Here is a 17,822-nt window from a genome sequence, read left to right as displayed (position 1 = left end):
TAAAAGACAGCGCTTACTTGCTATTGTGATATAATAAACAAGTGGTTAATATACAGAAAGGGTGATACCGTATGAAAATATCCGAAGGCTATATGAGTTATCTCGGGCATAAGACATACTATCGAACGGTTGGAGAGTCTAAGGAGGGGAAAAAGCCATTGGTCTTGATTCATGGTGGACCAGGTTCCGCTCATAATTATTTTGAATTGCTGGATGACTATGCTGAAGATGGTCGAATGATTGTGATGTATGATCAAATAGGATGTGGCAATTCACTGGTGACAAATCGAACTGATTTATGGCATGCCCGAACATGGATTGAAGAGTTAATGGCATTAAGAACGCATTTGGGATTGGATCAAGTGCACTTATTAGGACAATCTTGGGGGGGAATGTTATTGATTGCCTATCTATGTGACGATCAGCCCAACGGGATTCTTAGTGCCATTTTTTCAAGTACATTACCTTCTGCCCAATTGTGGAAGCAGGAACAACGACGAATGATCAAGTTAATGTCTGAGCAAGAACAAAAAATTATTCAAGTGACTGAGGAAAAGGAAGATTACGATAATCCGGAATATTTAGCTGTAAATGCCACATATATGAGGTTACATGCCGCTGATGAAGTGAGTGAGCACTCACCAGAACCATTGCGCCGACCAAAAGGATCTGGCGCAGAAGCTTATTTAACAGCTTGGGGACCAAATGAATATTCTCCCACTGGGACCCTTAGGGAGTTTGATTATGTGGAACGTTTAAGTGAAATTGAGATTCCAGTTCTATTGACAAGTGGTACAGACGACTTATCCACTCCTTTAATTAATAAAACGATGTTTGATCGCTTGCCAAATGTTAGTTGGGAATTATTTGCGAAAAGTAGGCACATGCCATTTCTTGATGAGAAAGAAGTCTATAAACAGATCTTGATAGATTGGTTAAATCAACATGATTAATAATTTATTAGAACGGAGGAATCACAGATGAACGAAACAGTTGAAAAAACAAAATTTCCGATAGGGTTTTATTTTTGTTCGATTACGTTTACATTTGAACGGGCGGCTTATTATGCTTCAAAATGGCTGATTTACGCATTTTTGACGACGACTATCGTGGCTGGTGGCTTAGAGATCAGTAAAGGAGAAGCAGCTATAATGCAGTCCTACTTGGTGGCATTTACTTACGCAGCACCTGTTCTTTTCGGAGTGATAGCTGATCGCTGGATAGGTGCCAGATACTTGATTCCAGTTGGCATGTTTTTAATGGGGGGAGGTTATTATCTCGCTTCCATTGCGACGTCAAAATCATTGATTTGGGCAATGGTTATTTTGGTTTCAATTGGAACAGGTCTTTTTAAAGGCAATGTATCAGCCATAACTGGTGAACTTTTTACCAATCAAAAGGAACTGGATTCTGCTTATTCGGTTCAATATTCTTTTGTTAATATTGGGTCCTTTATTGGGACGACGGCAGTTGGCGTATTAGTTGCGACGACTTTTATGAAAAATGGTATTCAAGGTTTTTCTCAATGTTTCTTTCTAGCGGCTGTTTTGTGTGTGGTAGGTGGGCTTTGGTTTATCTTTGCTTGGCGTTTCCTAGGTGAGGCTGGAAAGCAACCTTTTGCCAAGGGGAGCGACAAGGCTTCCGATGCGAAAGCGAGTGTCGACAAACAACCTTTAACAACTATTGAAAAGAAGCGGGTTTTTGCTATTATATTGGTGTCATTCTTTTCAATCATTTTTTGGTTATTTTGGTACATGTCTTACTTATCTGTGTATGATTACATGACAGAGTTTGTTAAACTCGATATTGGGAAAATTGTCGTACCAACGTCGTGGTTTGATTCTCTGAACGCTTTAACCTGCATTATTTTAGGACCTGTGCTTGCGGCGGTTTGGCTCAAATTAGCCAGGCGGCCACAAGGTGATATGAGTCTATTTAAGAAAACTGGGATCGGTTTGGCGCTATTAGGGGCTTCTTTTCTGATGTTAGTTGGCGCTGAATTATCTCGGGGAGTGGGGGCTAGCAGTGATCACAAGGCTAGTTTGATTTGGATTATTCTCTTTGGTTTATTGTTAAGCCTCGGGGAGATGTTTTTCTCACCTTTAGGCAATTCATTTGTTAGTAAATATGCGCCGCGTAAGATTCTTAGCATTCTAATGGGCGTGTGGACATTTGCGACATTCATTGCTGGTTTTAGTTATGGTCGTTTATACGCGATTGTCCTTCAGTTCGACATGATGATTGTTTATACGGTTATTCCTATTATTACGTTTATTGCCGCAGTTTTGTTATTTATGTTTGATAAAAATTTAAAAACACTTATTATAGAAGATGAAGAGAAATTTTAAAAGGTCATTATTTTGCATAGAGGAGGAAATATTGATGATAGTTCCAGAAAGAATTAACGCTTTACGTCAATTAATGAAAGAAGGGAATATTGATGTTTATGTCGTACCAACGGCTGATTTTCATCAAAGTGAATATGTTGGTGAGCATTTTAAAGCAAGGCAGTGGTTAACAGGATTTACAGGCTCAGCCGGAACCGCCGTTGTGACACAAGAGCAGGCAGGTCTTTGGACTGACGGTCGCTATTTTTTAGCGGCTGAAAAGCAGTTAGTAGGTAGCACGGTTGATTTGTTTAAAATGGGTGAATCAGGTGTACCGACGATTGAGCAGTTTATCGAAACTTCTCTACCAGAGGGAGGCTCTTTAGGGTTTGATGGTCGTTCAGTATCAATGGGCGAAGGTCAACTTTATGAGCGAGTTGTCAGTCGAAAGAGAGGACGGATTGCTTATCAGCAAGATTTGATCGATAGTATTTGGAAAGAGCGACCACCACTTTCAGAAGAGCCAGCGTTTATGTTAGACATTAAATATGCTGGGGAAACTGTTGCATCGAAATTACAACGAATCAGAGAAAAAATGTTGGAAGTTGGGACTACTAAGCATATTATCACGTCGTTAGATGATTGCTGCTGGTTGTTAAATATTCGTGGGAATGATATTGAATTTTTTCCTTTGGTTTTATGTTACTGCATTATTACACTGGATCAAGTAGACTTGTTTATTAATCAAGCCAAGTTAACAGAAAATGTTCAGGCCTCCTTAAAACAAGCTGGGGTTAACTTGCGTAACTACAATGACGTTTATGAGGTGGTGACGGAGTTGCCAGCGACTGATACGGTATTAGTTGATCCAGATCGAGTTAATTATGCGTTATTACAAAGCATCCCAGCAGATGTTGCTGTCATTGAAAAAATGAATCCTTCTGTGGTATTTAAAGCCATGAAAAATTCAATCGAAATAGAAAATATTAAACAAGCGCAAATTAAAGATGGAATTGCCCATACTAAATACATGTTTTGGCTAAAATCACAAGTTGGTAAAGAGCGAATTACTGAAATGAGTGCTGCTGCTAAATTAGAAGAACTAAGAATTGCTCAAGGCGATTTTATTCGTCAAAGTTTTGCACCGATTACGGCTTTTGGGGAACATGGCGCGATTGTTCATTACAGTGCAACGTCTGAAACTAACCTTGAGTTAGCTGAAGGAAATCTATTTTTAAGTGATACTGGTGCTGGTTTTCTTGAAGGGTCCACAGATATCACACGGACGATCGCCCTAGGTGAGATCCCCGCTTTTATGAAAGAGCATTTTACCTTAACTTTAAAGAGTAATATCCAATTGAGTCAGGCAAAATTTTTATATGGCGCTAATGGAGTTAACTTGGACATCTTAGCTAGAGCCCCTTTTTGGAATCACCATTTAAATTATAATCACGGCACTGGTCATGGTGTTGGATACCTTTTGAATATTCATGAGGCACCGACTGGCATTCGTTGGCAGTATCGTCCGAGTGATTCCTATCCTTTCGAAGATGGGATGGTTATTACCAATGAACCAGGTGTATACATTGCTGGTTCTCATGGGGTTCGCCTGGAAAATGAGCTTTTGGTTCGCAATGGGGTTGAAAATGAGTATGGCCAGTTTATGTATTTTGAAGTCATCACCTTTGTTCCTTTTGATCTGGATGGCATTGTATCTGAAATGTTAACAGCGGATGAAAAGACATGGTTAAATGCCTATCATCAGCAAGTTTACGACTTGATTGCTCCAGGACTTACTCAAGAAGAAAAAGAATGGTTGAAGGAATACACGAAGGAAATTTAATCGGTCAAAAAGACGTTTTGGGGAATTTTCCTCCAAAACGTCTTTTAATTATTTGATTCCTGCTATAATGAAAACTAGTGAATAATTGTCATTTTTGAGATATAGCTTAAAAAAGCGAAGAGAGGAACGTAATGAAAAAACAAATTCAGAATTATTATCAGCAAGCAACCGAAACCCCTTGGGGGAAATTATTTTATGATGTTGTATTTCAGCAATTAAAAATAGGCCCAAACCTTAAAGTGTTGGACTTTGGCAGTGGTTTTGGTTTTACAGCGGCGCATTATGGAGGTGAAAATGAGTTAGTGGCGATTGAACCTAGCTTGGAAATGATCAAGTGGGGAAAGTGTGCTAATTTTCAGCAGCTGGTAGGGGGTGAAGAGCTGTTAGGACAATTGCCGAGAGCGACATTTGATTGGATTATCTGCCATAACGTGTTGGAATATGTTGATAATCAGGAAGCGGTGTTGACTTCTTTGCTTAATTTACTGAAACCAGGTGGACGGCTTTCTTTAATTAAGCATCATTTACCTGGTGCCATTATTCAACAAGCTGTCTTAATGGATGCGCCTCAAGACGCTATGGCTTTATTAGAGAAGCAAGGAGTGAAGAGCAGCTATTTTGGCGCCATTCAATTTTATGAGGAAAGTCAATTAGTAAGCTGGTGTCAGCCATTTAAGGCTGAAATTGTGGAGCGTTTTGGCATTCGAAGTATGTACGGACTTAGCCAGAATGAAGAGGCTAAACAAACAAATGACTGGTATCAAGGGATGTTACGCTTAGAGGCTGTTATCGCTCAGAAATCACCCTTTGCTGAGATGGCTTTTTACCGTCATTTAATCATTGAGAAGAAATGTGAAGTTGGGCTATTTTAATAAATTGAATGATCAGCCTTTTTATCCTCGACGTGTTGGCAGTGAGCAACGAATCATGGTGATGTAGTGATTTTGTGATGTCATCAATTTGGCCCAAACTAATGACGCTCTCCTTAGTTCTGTGGTAGACTAATAGTGAAATGGTGAACGTATCAGTGAAGGAGGCCTTGAATGAAAGAAGAAAAAGTAAAGTTACTTGCTCAAGTGGCTTATATGCATTTTGTTGAAGGGAAAAGTCAAAGTGATATAGCGAAAGAATTGGGAATTTATCGTACCACCATCAGTCGCATGGTTAAACAAGCGCGAAACGAAGGGATTGTGGAGATTAAAATCCACCACTTTGATCAAGCCCTTTATTCGTTAGAACGTCATCTTAAAGAAATTTATGGGTTGAAATATATTAGTATTGTTGCCAGCCGGATAGAGGATACAGAAGCAACCAGAGATGAGTTACTAGCAGTAGAGGCAGCTGCTTTTCTAAAATCCAAAATCGAATCGAAGAATATCGTTGGTCTAGCTTGGGGGGCAACGATTGGGGAAACGATAGCTAAGTTAGAGAATCGCAAAAATGTTCAGGCGACCTTTGTGCCCATTGTAGGGGGGCCAAGTCACATAAATTCTCGCTATCATGTTAACACACTTGTGTACGAAATGTCCCGAAAATTTGAGGGTAAGAGTCTGTTTGTCAATGCGACAGTTGTTCAAGAAAGTCGAGAGCTTAAGGAAGGCATTCTTGGCTCTAACTACTTTTCTGAATTGCGTCATTATTGGCGGCAGCTAGATGTGGCGGTTGTGGGAATTGGTGGACCATTACACGCTAAGGAAAGTCAGTGGCGAGACTTATTATCATCGGCTGATTATGAGGAGCTAACACTTCGAGAAGCTGTTGGTGATTGTTGCTGTCGATTTTTTGATGGTGAAGGGAAAGTTCTTAAGGGGAGTTTAGATGGAAGAACTATTGGAGTGGAATTAGAACAGCTAAGTGAAGTGCCAATTGCTGTGGGGATTGCTCGCTCCAAAACAAAAGCTCGAGGGATTTTGGCGATGATAAAAAAACAGTTTATTAATACGTTAATCACAGATGAAGAAACAGCTTTGGAAGTTTTGAGGTTAGCTAAAGACCCTTTTTATCAGGAGTATTTAAATCGGAAATAGCCGTTATTATCTTAGGAGGGCATTTTATGAGTGAACCATTGTGTTTCAAGACACGATCAGCTTTTAGAACATGGTTAGTAACCAATTGTGTCTCAAGTAAAGGTGTGTGGTTGCAGTTTTCCAAAATCAAAGGAAGAACTATTCAAGCCGATGAGGCGCTGGAAGAAGCTCTTTGTTTTGGTTGGATTGATGGAGTTATGAAACGGATTGATGAGGAGCATTATCTCAAATATTTTTCTCTTCGTCGGAAAAATAGTAAATGGTCTGAGAAAAACAAGGCTCTTGTTCAACGTCTTGAGAAACAAGGTCAGTTGACTGAGTATGGTAAGGACAAAATTGCCGAGGCTAAAGCAAATGGTCAGTGGGACAAGGCTAGTAAACCACCTGCTATTACAGCAGAGGAGATTGGGGCTGTCGCAAAGTTGCTGACTGTTAATCAAGGAGCCTATGATAATTTCCAAAAGATGTCTCCTTCTGTAAAAAAAACTTATGCGAGAGCATACCTTGAGGCTAAAACGACTGCCGGACAGACGAGGCGTTTGGCTTGGATGATTGACCGTTTAGAAAGAAACTTAAAACCGATGTAAGTTGTTGTTCCCTCTATTTGTCGATGTGCTTGGTTTTAGTGATTATCCAGATTGGTCATCGGCAAGTAAGAGTAAGAAATCAACTTAATTGATGTGTAATAACGACAGGATGTGTATCTTGTCGTTTTTTTATATGATATGCACAATTGTGCGAAATTGAAAAAGATATCATAGCTTTCCCTATGATTGGTGACGTTGTTAAAATTTTACGTTTCTAGTGACCACTTTTGTCAATAAGCTTGTTAGAATAGGAGTATGTATTACATCATTTAAAAAGAGAGTTGAGGACTTTCGAGAAAAGGGGATAAACATGGAATTTATGCTAGATACAGCCAATTTAGAAGAGATTAGCACTTTTGTTAAAATTGTACCAGTTGCTGGGGTAACGTCAAACCCATCAATAATTAAAAAAGAAGGTGAAATCAATTTTTTTGAACACATGAAATCAATTCGTCAAATAATTGGTTTTGAAAGTTCTCTTCATGTTCAAGTAGTTGCTGAAACTTATGGGGGAATGTTAGCTGACGCTAAAATGATTTTATCTCAAATTGACGATCAGGTTTATATTAAAGTACCAGTCAGTCAAGTAGGCTTGCGTGCGATAAAGGAGTTAAAAAAGCAAGGCGTTAATGTGACGGCGACGGCCATTTATACGAAGTTTCAAGCCTACTTGGCAATTGCGGCAAAGGCGGATTATATTGCACCTTATTTTAATCGCATGGAAAATCTAAACAGTGATGCGTGTGAAGCCATTACTGAAATGAGTCGAGAAATTGAGCGAACCAATAGTCAGACCAAAATACTTGCAGCTAGTTTTAAAAATGTAAAGCAAGTTAACTCGGCGCTTGAATGTGGCGCTCATGCGGCGACGATGGGGGTTGATATTATTAATCAGGCATTTGCAAATCCATCTATTCAAAAAGCCGTGACTGATTTTTCAACAGATTGGCAAGCAGTTAATGGAGATACAACAATTGCAACCTTACTCGAGAGTATTAATTAAGGTAATAGCGCAAGTTAAAAAAAGTCAGGCTAACGGTCAAGCTGACTTTTTTTGTTATGAAGGGACTCTTTTAGCTGGCGCGACGACTGGTTGTTAAAGGGTGTGAAAAATCGATCAATTATTTGAATTAAATAGCCACAGAAAATTAAGGTGGATAATAATTTAAGTAAGGTTAAAACCATATTGAACCCTCCTATCAATTATCTTTTGTCTAGCGTTATTATAGCAGGGCAATGTAAAGGGAATATGAAGTAATGATGTAATCAGTGTTAAGCGTTAGGATGGCTCTTTACTTGATAACTGTCTTGTTTAATTTCTTAAGTCAGCGTTATAATGGAATAAGAAAGTAGGTGAGTAGTTGAAAAAGTACATGATAGTTCCTGTTACGCCAGATTATAAAATGACTAAAGCGGTGATGATCGATCATCGAGAGGCAATCTTTCATTATGCTTCATTAGGTTATCGCTTTGTCACAGCTATTCCGACAGAAAATGTTGGTGGTCACAATTCCCTTAAAATGGATCTAGTCTTTGAGATAGACGAAGGGGAAGAGCCAGATGTTTCAGCTCCCTTTTAACATAGCGTGCGGCTCATTACGATTAACGTAATGGGCTTTTTTTTTGATAGAGTTAAAAAATTGTTAGTTTGTTAGCGGAAATGTAAGGGCAATTGATGGAGGAGTCACAGTTTTTGCCTTATGATCTTACTTGCCATTAAAAACGTGAAAAAGCTATCGAGATATTTTATCTATTTTTTAACAACTTATTGGGCCTGTCGAAAAATAGTTCTTCGTTCCGTAAAGGATCTCTGAAATGTTTTTCCTGCGATGCAAAAGGGAGAACGCTTAGAGGTTGGGATAAAGGTCCTTCGCTTCAGATAGTTTTGCTGAGATCGCAATTTATTTTCCCCAATCATCAAGCCGAACGTAAAGGGATTGACCAGGTATTAACTGTTCAATAGTCTTTTGATTAATTCTCAAATAATTGCTTACTTGGTAGGCAACAGACTGAATATTTTCAGTTTTTTCCAGACTGAAAAGTAGTAGATGGCTAGCGTTCGTTGGTGGGATCATAGCACAGCCAATAGAAATTTGAGGACTTTTGAATTGCCAAGAATGATAAGTGATGTTATCAATAATTTTGGCGTCAGCAGATAATCGACGAAATTTTGATGTGTGTAGAGATAAATATCGCGGAGCAAAAAAGTGGGCATCTAAATAGATTTTTTTGATAAACTTCATGCTGATTCACCTAGACTTTCATTGCAAATGTCAGAATATAAGAAGTGGGATTGCGAATGGTCATTTTTTGAATGTCTAATTGGTTGTGATGGTTAACAAAACCAAAACAAGCAATTTCAGTTGTACCATTATCGAGAAATAGGAATTGTTGTGCTAACTCATTGTTTGAGACCACACAGTGAATCACTTCTTTTGTGGTAACGAGATTAAATGTTACCTTCATGTTGGGAAAGGTTTTGACGAGATTAATTCTATGGACAATCCCAATTTGATTTGTTTTCATTTGTCACTTCCTCATTTTTTATGATTTATTGTCGCTTGCCACATTAAGTGAAATGACTGGTCGAGCCATAGGTGGCTAGTTTACTAAACATATAGATAAATATTGAATCTGTCCTAATTCTACGAACGTATGTTCTTTTTGTCAATAGAATGAACTAGTGAAAAAATCCAAGCTATTTTAAGTCATTTCGACTAAGTTGACAGAGTATAGAAAGCAATGTATGATGAATGTGAATTATGAAAAGAAAGAAAGTGATAACGATTTGGTGGCCATTCTTGGGTTTTACTATTGTTAGTTTGGTTGGCAGTCTCATGTACAAATTCCCTAACGTTATTTGGAATAACCCGTTAACTCTGTTGCATTTAAAAGATAAAACTTACAATTATCAGTTGAATCGTTTTTTAGGAAAACGTTTATTTTTCCTGGCGTGTGTGTCAATTGTAATGCTGGTTGTGTCATTAATATCTCCTTTTGTTGTGTCTTCGGTTAGTTTAATGATGGGGTATCTCAGTTATCTGGTAGTTATCTCGCTAATATTTGAATTCAAATGGCGCAAAATGGTAATTAGCCGCTAATTAATTTAATGCTACACAGGATTTTTCAAGTGGAAAATCCTGTGTAGCATTAAAAAAATAGTGAGTGAAAAGCAGCTAACTTAAAGCAATCTGCCAATGCTTTGATTTTCTGACCATATTAGGTTATTTTTTTTGTCAAAATGTAGTCAGTTTGTTCGTCTTTTCCCATAAAGAAAGAGTGGCTACCTGTTTGAGTAAATCCCATTTTGTAATAAAAAAGTTTGGCGGATTCATTGTGCTCCCAAACACCTAGCCAAATAGTTGCTTTTCTTTTTTCTTTAGCCAGTTGGATTGCTTTCGCGATTAAATGGTGACCTAAACCATGGCGTTTAAAAGCCGAGCGTACATAAATTCGTTCAATTTCAAGCGAGCTTTTAGATATGGTTTCCGTTTGAGCCTTGCCAGTATTGATTTTAAGGTAGCCGGCTAACTGATGATGATCGTAGATGAAATAAAATTCAGAATCAGTGTTTATCAATTCTGCTGTCAATTTTTCCGAATTGTAAGCGTCGTTAAGATAGAGATGCATATTTTCCACCGTATTATAGGCCTCAAATGTTTCTTTATAAGTTTCAATGCTTATTTGCTGGAGGGGGATTAAATCTTCTAAAATACAACGCTTTATTGTGATGGTCATGTAACTACTCCTATCATTCTGTTTTAATAGTCTCTTTTATTGCCCTTTTTTACTGAGTGCCAATCAGATTCAATGTTATTTTGAACTCTTTGCAACAGGTTTAAAAGTTGGGCTACTTCAGCTGTTGAAAAACCAGTTAAGGCGATAGATTCAGAATACAGATGTTCTTTGATAATTTGTTGATAGATTAAGTGGCCTTTGCTTGTAGAGAAGAGTTCTTTATTTTTTTTATTGTCGATAGGCAGAACTCTGTTTATGAAGCCATTATCTTCCAGTTTTTTTATGGCACGAGCCGCAGTTGAAGAATCGACTTTCAAATAATCAGCTAGTTTGTCTTGAATAATACCTGGATTCTCACAAATTCTAACTAGATAGAGATACTGTCCTTTAGTTAAGTCATATTCTTTGAATTCAATATTACTAATGGAATCTAATGCCCTGGCAATAGTGCCTATTTCTCTTAAAATTTTGATGTTGTGTCACCACCTTTTCTTCAATATTACGATATTTTTATTGCATTTGCAATAAAACCCTTTTGCAATATCGTCTTATTTGTTAGGTATCTGGTCTTCGTGTTATAATAAATAAAAAGGAGGCGGTTACAATGGAAAAGAGATACAAGAATATTCTTGTTGCAGTTGATGGATCAGATCAATCTGAAAAAGCATTTGTTGAAGCCTTAAATATGTCAAAAGAGCATCAGGCTCACCTCTTTGTTGCGTGTATCATTAATGATGTAGAAATAGCTTACAGTGTTTATGACTTTCCGTATAGTTATCATGAAATCATTGAAAAACAAAAAGAAGAAGTTGAGAAAGAAATTCTGAAGAAGATCTACGATGCCCGAGAATTCGGTATAGATGACATTACTCCGATTGTTGAATTGGGAAGTGTTAAGGAGTATTTAACAAAAACGATTCCTGAGGAACGGAAAATTGACTTGATAATCGTTGGAGCTACCGGAAAAGGGGCACTGACTCGAGTTTTAGTTGGCTCAACTGCGGCTTACGTCGTAAATCATGCGCCTTGCACCGTAGTAGTGGTGAAATAGTTTTTAGCTTGCTGGCGTGTACAGCAAGCTTTTTGGGTTTTTATTTGACAAGTTCAATGGAAAAGAGTAAACTAAATATTAATAAAAGTTTATTTAACTTTTAATGGGGGTGAGTTGTTTTGATAGGGAAATCTAAAAAGTACATGGAACAAGAAAGTTCAGAAGAGACATTTCTTAAGTGGTATCAGGAAACTGATTCAAAAAATTATCAGAATCCAGCGGTAACAGTTGACAACATGATTTTTTGTTTTGATAGAGAAATCAATCAATTAAAGCTCTTGTTCATTCGAAGAAAAGCGCACCCATTCAAAGACAGTTTAGCTTTGGTTGGTGGTTTTATCGATGGGGCAGAATCCTCTGATCAAGCCTGCATTCGGGAAACACAAGAAGAAACTGGTATCAAGTTAACTGTTAATCATATTGAGCAATTACAGACGTTCACAGCTCCTGAAAGAGACCCACGTCAGCGAGTGATAACAATCGCCTACATGGTATTTTTACCAGAGGTGCCTGAAGTTATGGTAGGGGATGATGCTAAAGATTTTGAATGGGTGACGATCGACACCTTAGCTGATGGCTCTTTTGTGTTAAAAAGCTCACAGAAAGAACTTGTCTTAGACCGTGAATCCGGCGATCGTTTATCCGGTGAACTTAGCTTTGCTTTTGATCATCAATATATCGTTCACACTGCTCTCACTCGGGTAGCGAATAAATTGAACTATGATCTTCGTGTAATGAATGTCCTTGGCTCAACATTTAGTCTTAAAGAATTTCGAGAAGTCTACAATACATTTAATGCTGATAAGCTTAATGAGACGGATAATAGCAATATCAGACGTAAAATTGGTCACTTATTGGAAGAGGCGGGAGAAGTTAGTGGTGCCACAGCTGGTCGACCAGCTAAGGTATATAAAATAAAATAAAGAGTGGTATCTGTCATTCTTTATATACAAATAAAAGTTATTTTAACTTTTATTTGTATATAAGTCAAAATAACTTTAATTTTAAGGAGAAAAAATATGAGTAATTTATTTAAAGAAAAGCTAGCGGGAGAAAAAATCGGTCTTATTTTTGGGTCATTTGCACCGTTCCATGTTAAACATCTTGACCTTGTGACACAAGCCAAACGCTCACAGGATGGTGTAGTAGTCGTCGTTAGTGGGAGTGATGGCGATCGAGGTGATAAAATCGGCTTAAATCTACAGAAACGCTTCAGGTATTTAAGGGAAATGTATGCAGATGATCCGCTCGTCTATGTGGCGAAATTAGATGAAACAGATTTACCTGCGATGCCAGTAGGCTGGAAGCCATGGCTACAAAGAGTAATGGAGCTAGTAGATCAGGCTGTTTTAGATCGCCAAGCAGGTTTGACTTTTTATGTAGGCGAAAAAGTCTATCAAGAGGAACTTGAGAAGTATCCAGTCATGACAAATCATGCCAAAATTAGCTATCGAAAAAGAGAAGATTCAGGGGTATCTGCATCTAAAATAAGGGAGTTCCCTTTGATTTATTGGCCTATGATTACTCGTCCATTTCGTCGTCATTTTAGTCATAATATCTTAATAACTGGGGCTGCTAGTGGAGGTAAAACGACATTAGTTAAAGATTTAGCACGATATTTTGGAAGTCCCTTTGCCTTGGAGTATGCTCGAGATTATCAGGAAATCTACAATGTTAATGACTTAGAACTTACAACTCATGATTATATTGAATTAATCAGAGGTCAATGGATGCGGGCAAGTAAAGAAATTAATGGTACAAGTAACAACGGGCTTGTCTTTGCTGATACGGACGCCATCACAACTTATGTCTATTCATCTTTGGAAGTCGATCAAGAACGAGTCGATCATCAGCAATTATTGTCATTATATGATGAGACAATTGCTAGAACTAAATGGGACTTAATTTTAGTTGTTCCGCCTACAACGGACTATATTGATGATCATTTTCGTGATATGCGTGGTGCAAAAGACCAGTACCGTTGGGATTTTCATCATAAATTGATAGAGACATATCAGGCATACGGTTATGGAGATAAATTGGTCTGTTTAGAGTCTAGTGATTCAGCAGATAGAGCTCTGGTCTTTTTAGAACGGTATGAGCAAGCAAAAAAAGTCATTATAGAGACATTTAAACTTAAGTCACTTTGGGAGGAATATTAAATGAAAGAAAAAACTAAGCAAGGATGGCAAGGTGTGTTTTGGAAAAACGTTAAAGTGCTATTCATGGAAGAAGGACATTATTCACCAGGGAAATTTTTAGCAAATGAATTAGCGGGTATCACCAAAAATGAAGCTATTTATTTTGTTGGGCTACTAATTATCCAAATGTCAACATTCGTCTTAACCAACGACTCTGCTTGGTTATCGGTCATTACAGGAGTGGCAAATATATGTTGTGTTTTTTTGGGAGCTAAGCAAAAAATTAGTAATTATATTTTTGGCTTAATATTCTCAGGCCTTTACTTTTTTGTGTCACTAGATGCGTTTGCTTTAGGTGAAGTAGCATTAGCCGCTTTTTTCTTTGGTGCACAATTTGCTGGCTTGTATTCGTGGGTTAACAACAGTCAAAACGATGAAGAAGATGGAGTAGCAGTCATTTCTGAAAAATTAAGTTTAATACAGTGGGGGATAACTATCGGTTGTTTTGTGATTATCTATAGTGGGTCAGCATATATTTTGATGCTGTTATCGAGTAATGCACCAATCACAGATGCGATTACTAATAGCTTAAATATTGTTGGAACAGTTTTGATGGCTAGGCGATTTAGAGAACAATGGCTGATTTGGATTTTGGTAAATATTTTTAGCATTATCTTGTGGAGCCAACTGGGAAATATTCCGATGATTGGTATGAATATCGCTCTGTTAATCAACAGCATCTATGGCTACGTGGCGTGGAGTTTGTCTCTAAAAAAAAGAATGTATTAAACAAGAAAATCGCTAAACAATTAGATAACCTAATAAAAAAGAAGAGGACCTTAAAAAAAGTTAGGTTATTTAATTGTTTTAAAAAGTTGTTATATCTATTGTTTGCGTAAATTGTTTGTTATTAAATGGATACAGGTAGATTTTTAGTTGTACATAATTCGATTTTTTAGTACAATTTAGGTATACTAACCAGTAAATACATTAAATAGGAGGTCAAAATGTTATGAGTAGTAAGTACATGAATTACGTAGGGGACATTATTAATGACGTGGAATATCATGGGATGGGTGAACCAGAAGGGTTTTTAGAGATTCATATGGACAGTCAATTGCCTTTTCGGCTGTATTGTAAAATGGCAGATGAAAATTGGGAAGAAGTGACAGAAGAAGAACGCTTGGAATTGATTCGTCAGTTTAAAGATAAAAAATCGATGCATTCTAAAAGTGATTACCGTTACTACACCATTGACTTTCATTTAGCTAGTTTAGGTGGTTTGTAATTGGAAACGCTTAATAATTATTGTGAAAAAGCGAACTTAATCTATGATAAGAAGTGAGCGGAAAGATCAAGGGGTATTTCGCTACACCGATTCAAGTTAAGTGCCCCATGTTTGTGTTGCTGCAAACGTGAGGCTTTTTTTAGTGAAATATTAGGTTGTATCTGAAGGAGTGACTCTAATAACTGAGCCTTTTTGAGGTTGTTCAAAGACACTAAAGGAACATAATAAGGATGAAAATCAAAAAGGGCAGACTTGTGGTCCGCCCTCCTCAGAATAAACAGCTCTTAGAGTTGTTTATCTTCGCACAATTTCAGCACCAAAAGGCATCAGTGCTAATTTGGCCATTTTGAAAGATTGTAGGCCAAATGGAATGCCGATGATGGTGATACACATTAATAGGCCAGAAATGACTGAGACTAAAGCCATTGGAATGCCGGTTACAATTAGCCAAATGATATTTAACAAAAAAGATCCTGCTCCCCCACCGTAACGCACGTCTTTACCAAAAGGTGTAAAAGAAATGGAGGCAAATTTAAAGCATTGTAAGCCTACAGGGATACCGATGATGGTGATACACCAAAGTAGACCTGCCAGAAACCAGCCGATTCCTTGAACTAAACCACCTAAAACAAACCAGATTAAGTTTCCCAAAAAATTCATTGTTATCACCTTCCCTTATGGATTAAGTTTATCAAAAACAAATGAATATTTCATAGGCCTTGAGAAGTATCTTTATGTCAAAATGGTTACAAATATATTATTTTTTTCTATCATTTATGTACTAATTTAATAAAAAAGCGCTTATCAGTTGTGATTGTCAACCATTACACGTATGATAGGTATATAAGTTAATTTTTAGGAGGTACGATACCCATGATGCCAGAAGATATTCAAAGAATGAATTCGTTTATTAAATATTTTTTGAATTACATTAACTATTTAGAAAAAGAAATGGCGGACGATTCTTATAATTTTAATGAAATCCGAGTTATTTTTGAATTACTGGAGAATGGCCAAATGTATGCGAAGGATATTGAAAACGAGTTAGACCTTGATAAAGGGTACACAAGTCGTATCTTAAAACGCCTCCTAGATGAAGATCTAATTGAGCGCCAACAATCTAATGATGATAAGCGTCTATACTACGTCTCATTTACAAAAACTGGAAAAAAACAGGCAACTGAACTCTATCATAAATACGAAAAGGTTTTATCGAAAGATTATGAAGGGTTGTCAGACGATGAGCGTCAACCTTTTTTAGAATCTTTGGAGTTAATTGAAAAATTGCATAAACGAAAATTTCACTGGAAAAATAATGATGACTAGCTGATAAGATGACAGCTAGTCATCTTTTTTTTTACTTTATAGGAAAGTATAAAACTTTCTCAATATCGTAGTTTGGATCCAGTTTCACGAGGCACCGCTACGCTTCGCTTAACTATTTTGCTATTTTTCTTTCAGGGCTGACTTCGATGTCCCTTGTTTCTAATTGCTGCCGTTATTCTTACGAATTTATTCGTTAGAGTTAAGGGACAACGAAGTAAAGCAATAAGAGCAACGGCAACGCCTCGTTCAGCTTTTTTTAATAAAAGTATCGTGTTGAGAAACTTTATCCCTTGCTGTTGATAGCGATTCGATTGTATTCTATTGAAGGCAAAGGTATGATTAGAAAGAGGTGATACAATGAAACCATTTAAACTTGGTGAAGTGATTCAAGCGCAACGAAAATTAAGAGGGATGACACAAAGTCAATTGGCATCCGAGATGGGAATCTCAAAATCTTCTGTCTCAAAATGGGAAACTGGCCAGACTTATCCCGATATTTATTTACTACCAGAATTGGCGACCTATTTTAGTTTGACAATTGATGAATTACTTGGTTACACGCCCCAGTTATCCCGTGAGGCTATTCGCAACCATTATCAGAGATTGTCAAAAGCGTTTGTAGATGAACCGTTTCCTGTCGTGATGGCTGAGTGTCGCTCATTGATTAAAAAATATTATGCCTGCCTGCCTTTTTTATTGCAAATGGCTGTCTTACTAGCGAATCATACGAATTTGGCAAAAAAAGATGAACAAATAGGAATATTACAGGAAGCAATTGAACTGACGAGGAGGGTGAAAGCTGAAGCCACTGATTCACCGATGATTCATCAAGCGAATTCTTTTGAGGCTGCGTGTCAAATGTTCTTGGGAAATCCTCAAGAAGTTTTGATGTTGCTGGGTGAAGAGGTAAAACCTTACTTAGGCAATGAGCAATTGATGGCCAATGCTTATAAGATGTTGGGGCAAGTGGGAAAAAGTCATGAGATCTTGCAGGTGAGTTTGTACCAGCAATTGATGGGGCTGGTATCCGCCAGTGGGAAGCTTTTAGAGTCCCAGGTAGTAGACCACTTCCAATTTGATCAAACGGTGAGGAGAGTTATTGGAATAAGTAAACTATATGATCTTTCAAACTTACATCCCTTTCTTTATGTGACGTTTTTATTGGAGTGCTTTACCGGCTATACTCAGCAAAAACGATTAACGTTGGCGTTGGAATCACTGTCAGAGATGATTCAGGTGTTAGAGACTATTAGTTATCCTGCGACCCTTCATGGAGATCGGTATTTTGATTCTCTCGACGATTGGATCGAGGATCAATTAGAGTTAAGCAGTATGATGCCCAGGAACGAACAACTGGTGAAAGAATCCCTAAGTGGTTATTTTAAAGAGAATCCATTAATTCAAGAAGTCTATCAAACTAGCTCGGAGTTTAAGAATTTATTAGCCAAATTGGGGCAAGTATTAGGTGTTTAAAAAAAAATCATTTGATTAATC

The 17,822-nt window shown here is 37.5% G+C and carries 21 protein-coding genes; 16 read left to right on the top strand and 5 right to left on the bottom strand.

Translation table 11 applies throughout. The features are described 5' to 3' along the window. Positions 1-71: 71 nt before the first annotated feature. From pepI to I6N95_RS12380, 8 genes are all read left to right on the top strand, one after another. Positions 72-953 (top strand): proline iminopeptidase, encoded by an 882-nt coding sequence (gene pepI / locus I6N95_RS12415; RefSeq protein WP_209528370.1) that lies wholly within the window; start codon positions 72-74, stop codon positions 951-953. A gap of 27 nt (positions 954-980) precedes the next feature. Then, a complete protein-coding gene (locus I6N95_RS12410) occupies positions 981-2,348 on the top strand; it encodes a peptide MFS transporter (protein WP_209528366.1) in 1,368 nt (455 codons plus the stop codon). A gap of 34 nt (positions 2,349-2,382) precedes the next feature. Beyond that, the gene (locus tag I6N95_RS12405; RefSeq protein ID WP_209528361.1) at positions 2,383-4,170 is read left to right on the top strand and encodes an aminopeptidase P family protein; all 1,788 of its coding nucleotides are present in this window, start codon (positions 2,383-2,385) and stop codon (positions 4,168-4,170) included. Between the two features lie 131 nt (positions 4,171-4,301). Next, positions 4,302-5,042 (top strand): class I SAM-dependent methyltransferase, encoded by a 741-nt coding sequence (locus I6N95_RS12400; protein ID WP_209528358.1) that lies wholly within the window; start codon positions 4,302-4,304, stop codon positions 5,040-5,042. A 171-nt stretch (positions 5,043-5,213) separates the two neighbouring features. After that, positions 5,214-6,197, top strand: a complete 984-nt coding sequence (locus I6N95_RS12395; protein ID WP_209528354.1) for a sugar-binding transcriptional regulator — start codon at positions 5,214-5,216, stop codon at positions 6,195-6,197. A gap of 26 nt (positions 6,198-6,223) precedes the next feature. Next, on the top strand, positions 6,224-6,784 hold the full coding sequence (locus tag I6N95_RS12390; protein ID WP_209528351.1) for a YdeI/OmpD-associated family protein: 561 nt from the start codon (positions 6,224-6,226) through the stop codon (positions 6,782-6,784). A 310-nt stretch (positions 6,785-7,094) separates the two neighbouring features. Next, a complete protein-coding gene (locus tag I6N95_RS12385; protein WP_209528348.1) occupies positions 7,095-7,787 on the top strand; it encodes a fructose-6-phosphate aldolase in 693 nt (230 codons plus the stop codon). 358 nt (positions 7,788-8,145) lie between these two features. Next, a complete protein-coding gene (locus tag I6N95_RS12380; RefSeq protein WP_209528345.1) occupies positions 8,146-8,364 on the top strand; it encodes a hypothetical protein in 219 nt (72 codons plus the stop codon). Between the two features lie 321 nt (positions 8,365-8,685). On the opposite strand, the gene I6N95_RS12375 is transcribed toward I6N95_RS12380, so the two are convergent. Beyond that, a complete protein-coding gene (locus I6N95_RS12375; RefSeq protein WP_209528342.1) occupies positions 8,686-9,027 on the bottom strand; it encodes a hypothetical protein in 342 nt (113 codons plus the stop codon). A gap of 10 nt (positions 9,028-9,037) precedes the next feature. Continuing rightward, a complete protein-coding gene (locus tag I6N95_RS12370; protein ID WP_209528339.1) occupies positions 9,038-9,310 on the bottom strand; it encodes a hypothetical protein in 273 nt (90 codons plus the stop codon). A gap of 236 nt (positions 9,311-9,546) precedes the next feature. On the opposite strand from I6N95_RS12370, the gene I6N95_RS12365 reads away from it, so the two are divergent. Further along, complete coding sequence (locus I6N95_RS12365; protein ID WP_209528336.1) at positions 9,547-9,885, top strand: hypothetical protein; 339 nt, start codon at positions 9,547-9,549, stop codon at positions 9,883-9,885. A 118-nt stretch (positions 9,886-10,003) separates the two neighbouring features. On the opposite strand, the gene I6N95_RS12360 is transcribed toward I6N95_RS12365, so the two are convergent. Together I6N95_RS12360 and I6N95_RS12355 are read right to left on the bottom strand one after the other, a co-directional pair. Further along, positions 10,004-10,522, bottom strand: a complete 519-nt coding sequence (locus tag I6N95_RS12360; RefSeq protein ID WP_209528333.1) for a GNAT family N-acetyltransferase — start codon at positions 10,520-10,522, stop codon at positions 10,004-10,006. A gap of 23 nt (positions 10,523-10,545) precedes the next feature. Continuing rightward, on the bottom strand, positions 10,546-10,995 hold the full coding sequence (locus I6N95_RS12355) for a MarR family winged helix-turn-helix transcriptional regulator (RefSeq protein WP_209528506.1): 450 nt from the start codon (positions 10,993-10,995) through the stop codon (positions 10,546-10,548). A 131-nt stretch (positions 10,996-11,126) separates the two neighbouring features. Between I6N95_RS12355 and I6N95_RS12350 the strand changes: the two genes are divergently transcribed. The 5 genes from I6N95_RS12350 to I6N95_RS12330 all read left to right on the top strand — a co-directional run bounded on the left by I6N95_RS12350 (position 11,127) and on the right by I6N95_RS12330 (position 15,002). Then, positions 11,127-11,573 (top strand): universal stress protein, encoded by a 447-nt coding sequence (locus tag I6N95_RS12350; RefSeq protein ID WP_209528331.1) that lies wholly within the window; start codon positions 11,127-11,129, stop codon positions 11,571-11,573. 119 nt (positions 11,574-11,692) lie between these two features. Beyond that, positions 11,693-12,496, top strand: coding sequence for an NUDIX domain-containing protein (locus I6N95_RS12345; protein WP_209528328.1), 804 nt, complete (start codon positions 11,693-11,695; stop codon positions 12,494-12,496). 96 nt (positions 12,497-12,592) lie between these two features. Beyond that, positions 12,593-13,735, top strand: a complete 1,143-nt coding sequence (locus tag I6N95_RS12340) for an AAA family ATPase (protein ID WP_209528325.1) — start codon at positions 12,593-12,595, stop codon at positions 13,733-13,735. Then, the gene (gene pnuC, locus I6N95_RS12335; protein ID WP_209528322.1) at positions 13,736-14,503 is read left to right on the top strand and encodes a nicotinamide riboside transporter PnuC; all 768 of its coding nucleotides are present in this window, start codon (positions 13,736-13,738) and stop codon (positions 14,501-14,503) included. Between the two features lie 223 nt (positions 14,504-14,726). Beyond that, complete coding sequence (locus tag I6N95_RS12330; protein WP_209528319.1) at positions 14,727-15,002, top strand: hypothetical protein; 276 nt, start codon at positions 14,727-14,729, stop codon at positions 15,000-15,002. A 294-nt stretch (positions 15,003-15,296) separates the two neighbouring features. Here I6N95_RS12330 and I6N95_RS12325 read toward each other — a convergent pair whose 3' ends face one another. Then, on the bottom strand, positions 15,297-15,662 hold the full coding sequence (locus I6N95_RS12325; protein ID WP_209528316.1) for a YccF domain-containing protein: 366 nt from the start codon (positions 15,660-15,662) through the stop codon (positions 15,297-15,299). Between the two features lie 213 nt (positions 15,663-15,875). Here I6N95_RS12325 and I6N95_RS12320 point away from each other — a divergent pair, with 213 nt between their 5' ends. Both I6N95_RS12320 and I6N95_RS12315 read left to right on the top strand, forming a co-directional pair. After that, positions 15,876-16,328 (top strand): MarR family winged helix-turn-helix transcriptional regulator, encoded by a 453-nt coding sequence (locus I6N95_RS12320; RefSeq protein ID WP_209528313.1) that lies wholly within the window; start codon positions 15,876-15,878, stop codon positions 16,326-16,328. Positions 16,329-16,685: 357 nt separating this feature from the next. Further along, positions 16,686-17,801, top strand: coding sequence for a helix-turn-helix domain-containing protein (locus I6N95_RS12315; protein WP_209528310.1), 1,116 nt, complete (start codon positions 16,686-16,688; stop codon positions 17,799-17,801). Positions 17,802-17,822 lie beyond the last annotated feature (21 nt).

The sequence above is a fragment of the Vagococcus allomyrinae genome (assembly GCF_017829975.1).
Lineage (GTDB): Bacteria > Bacillota > Bacilli > Lactobacillales > Vagococcaceae > Vagococcus_D > Vagococcus_D allomyrinae.
Note: the sequence above shows the minus strand (reverse complement) of the source record. Positions and strands in the feature narration are given on the sequence as shown.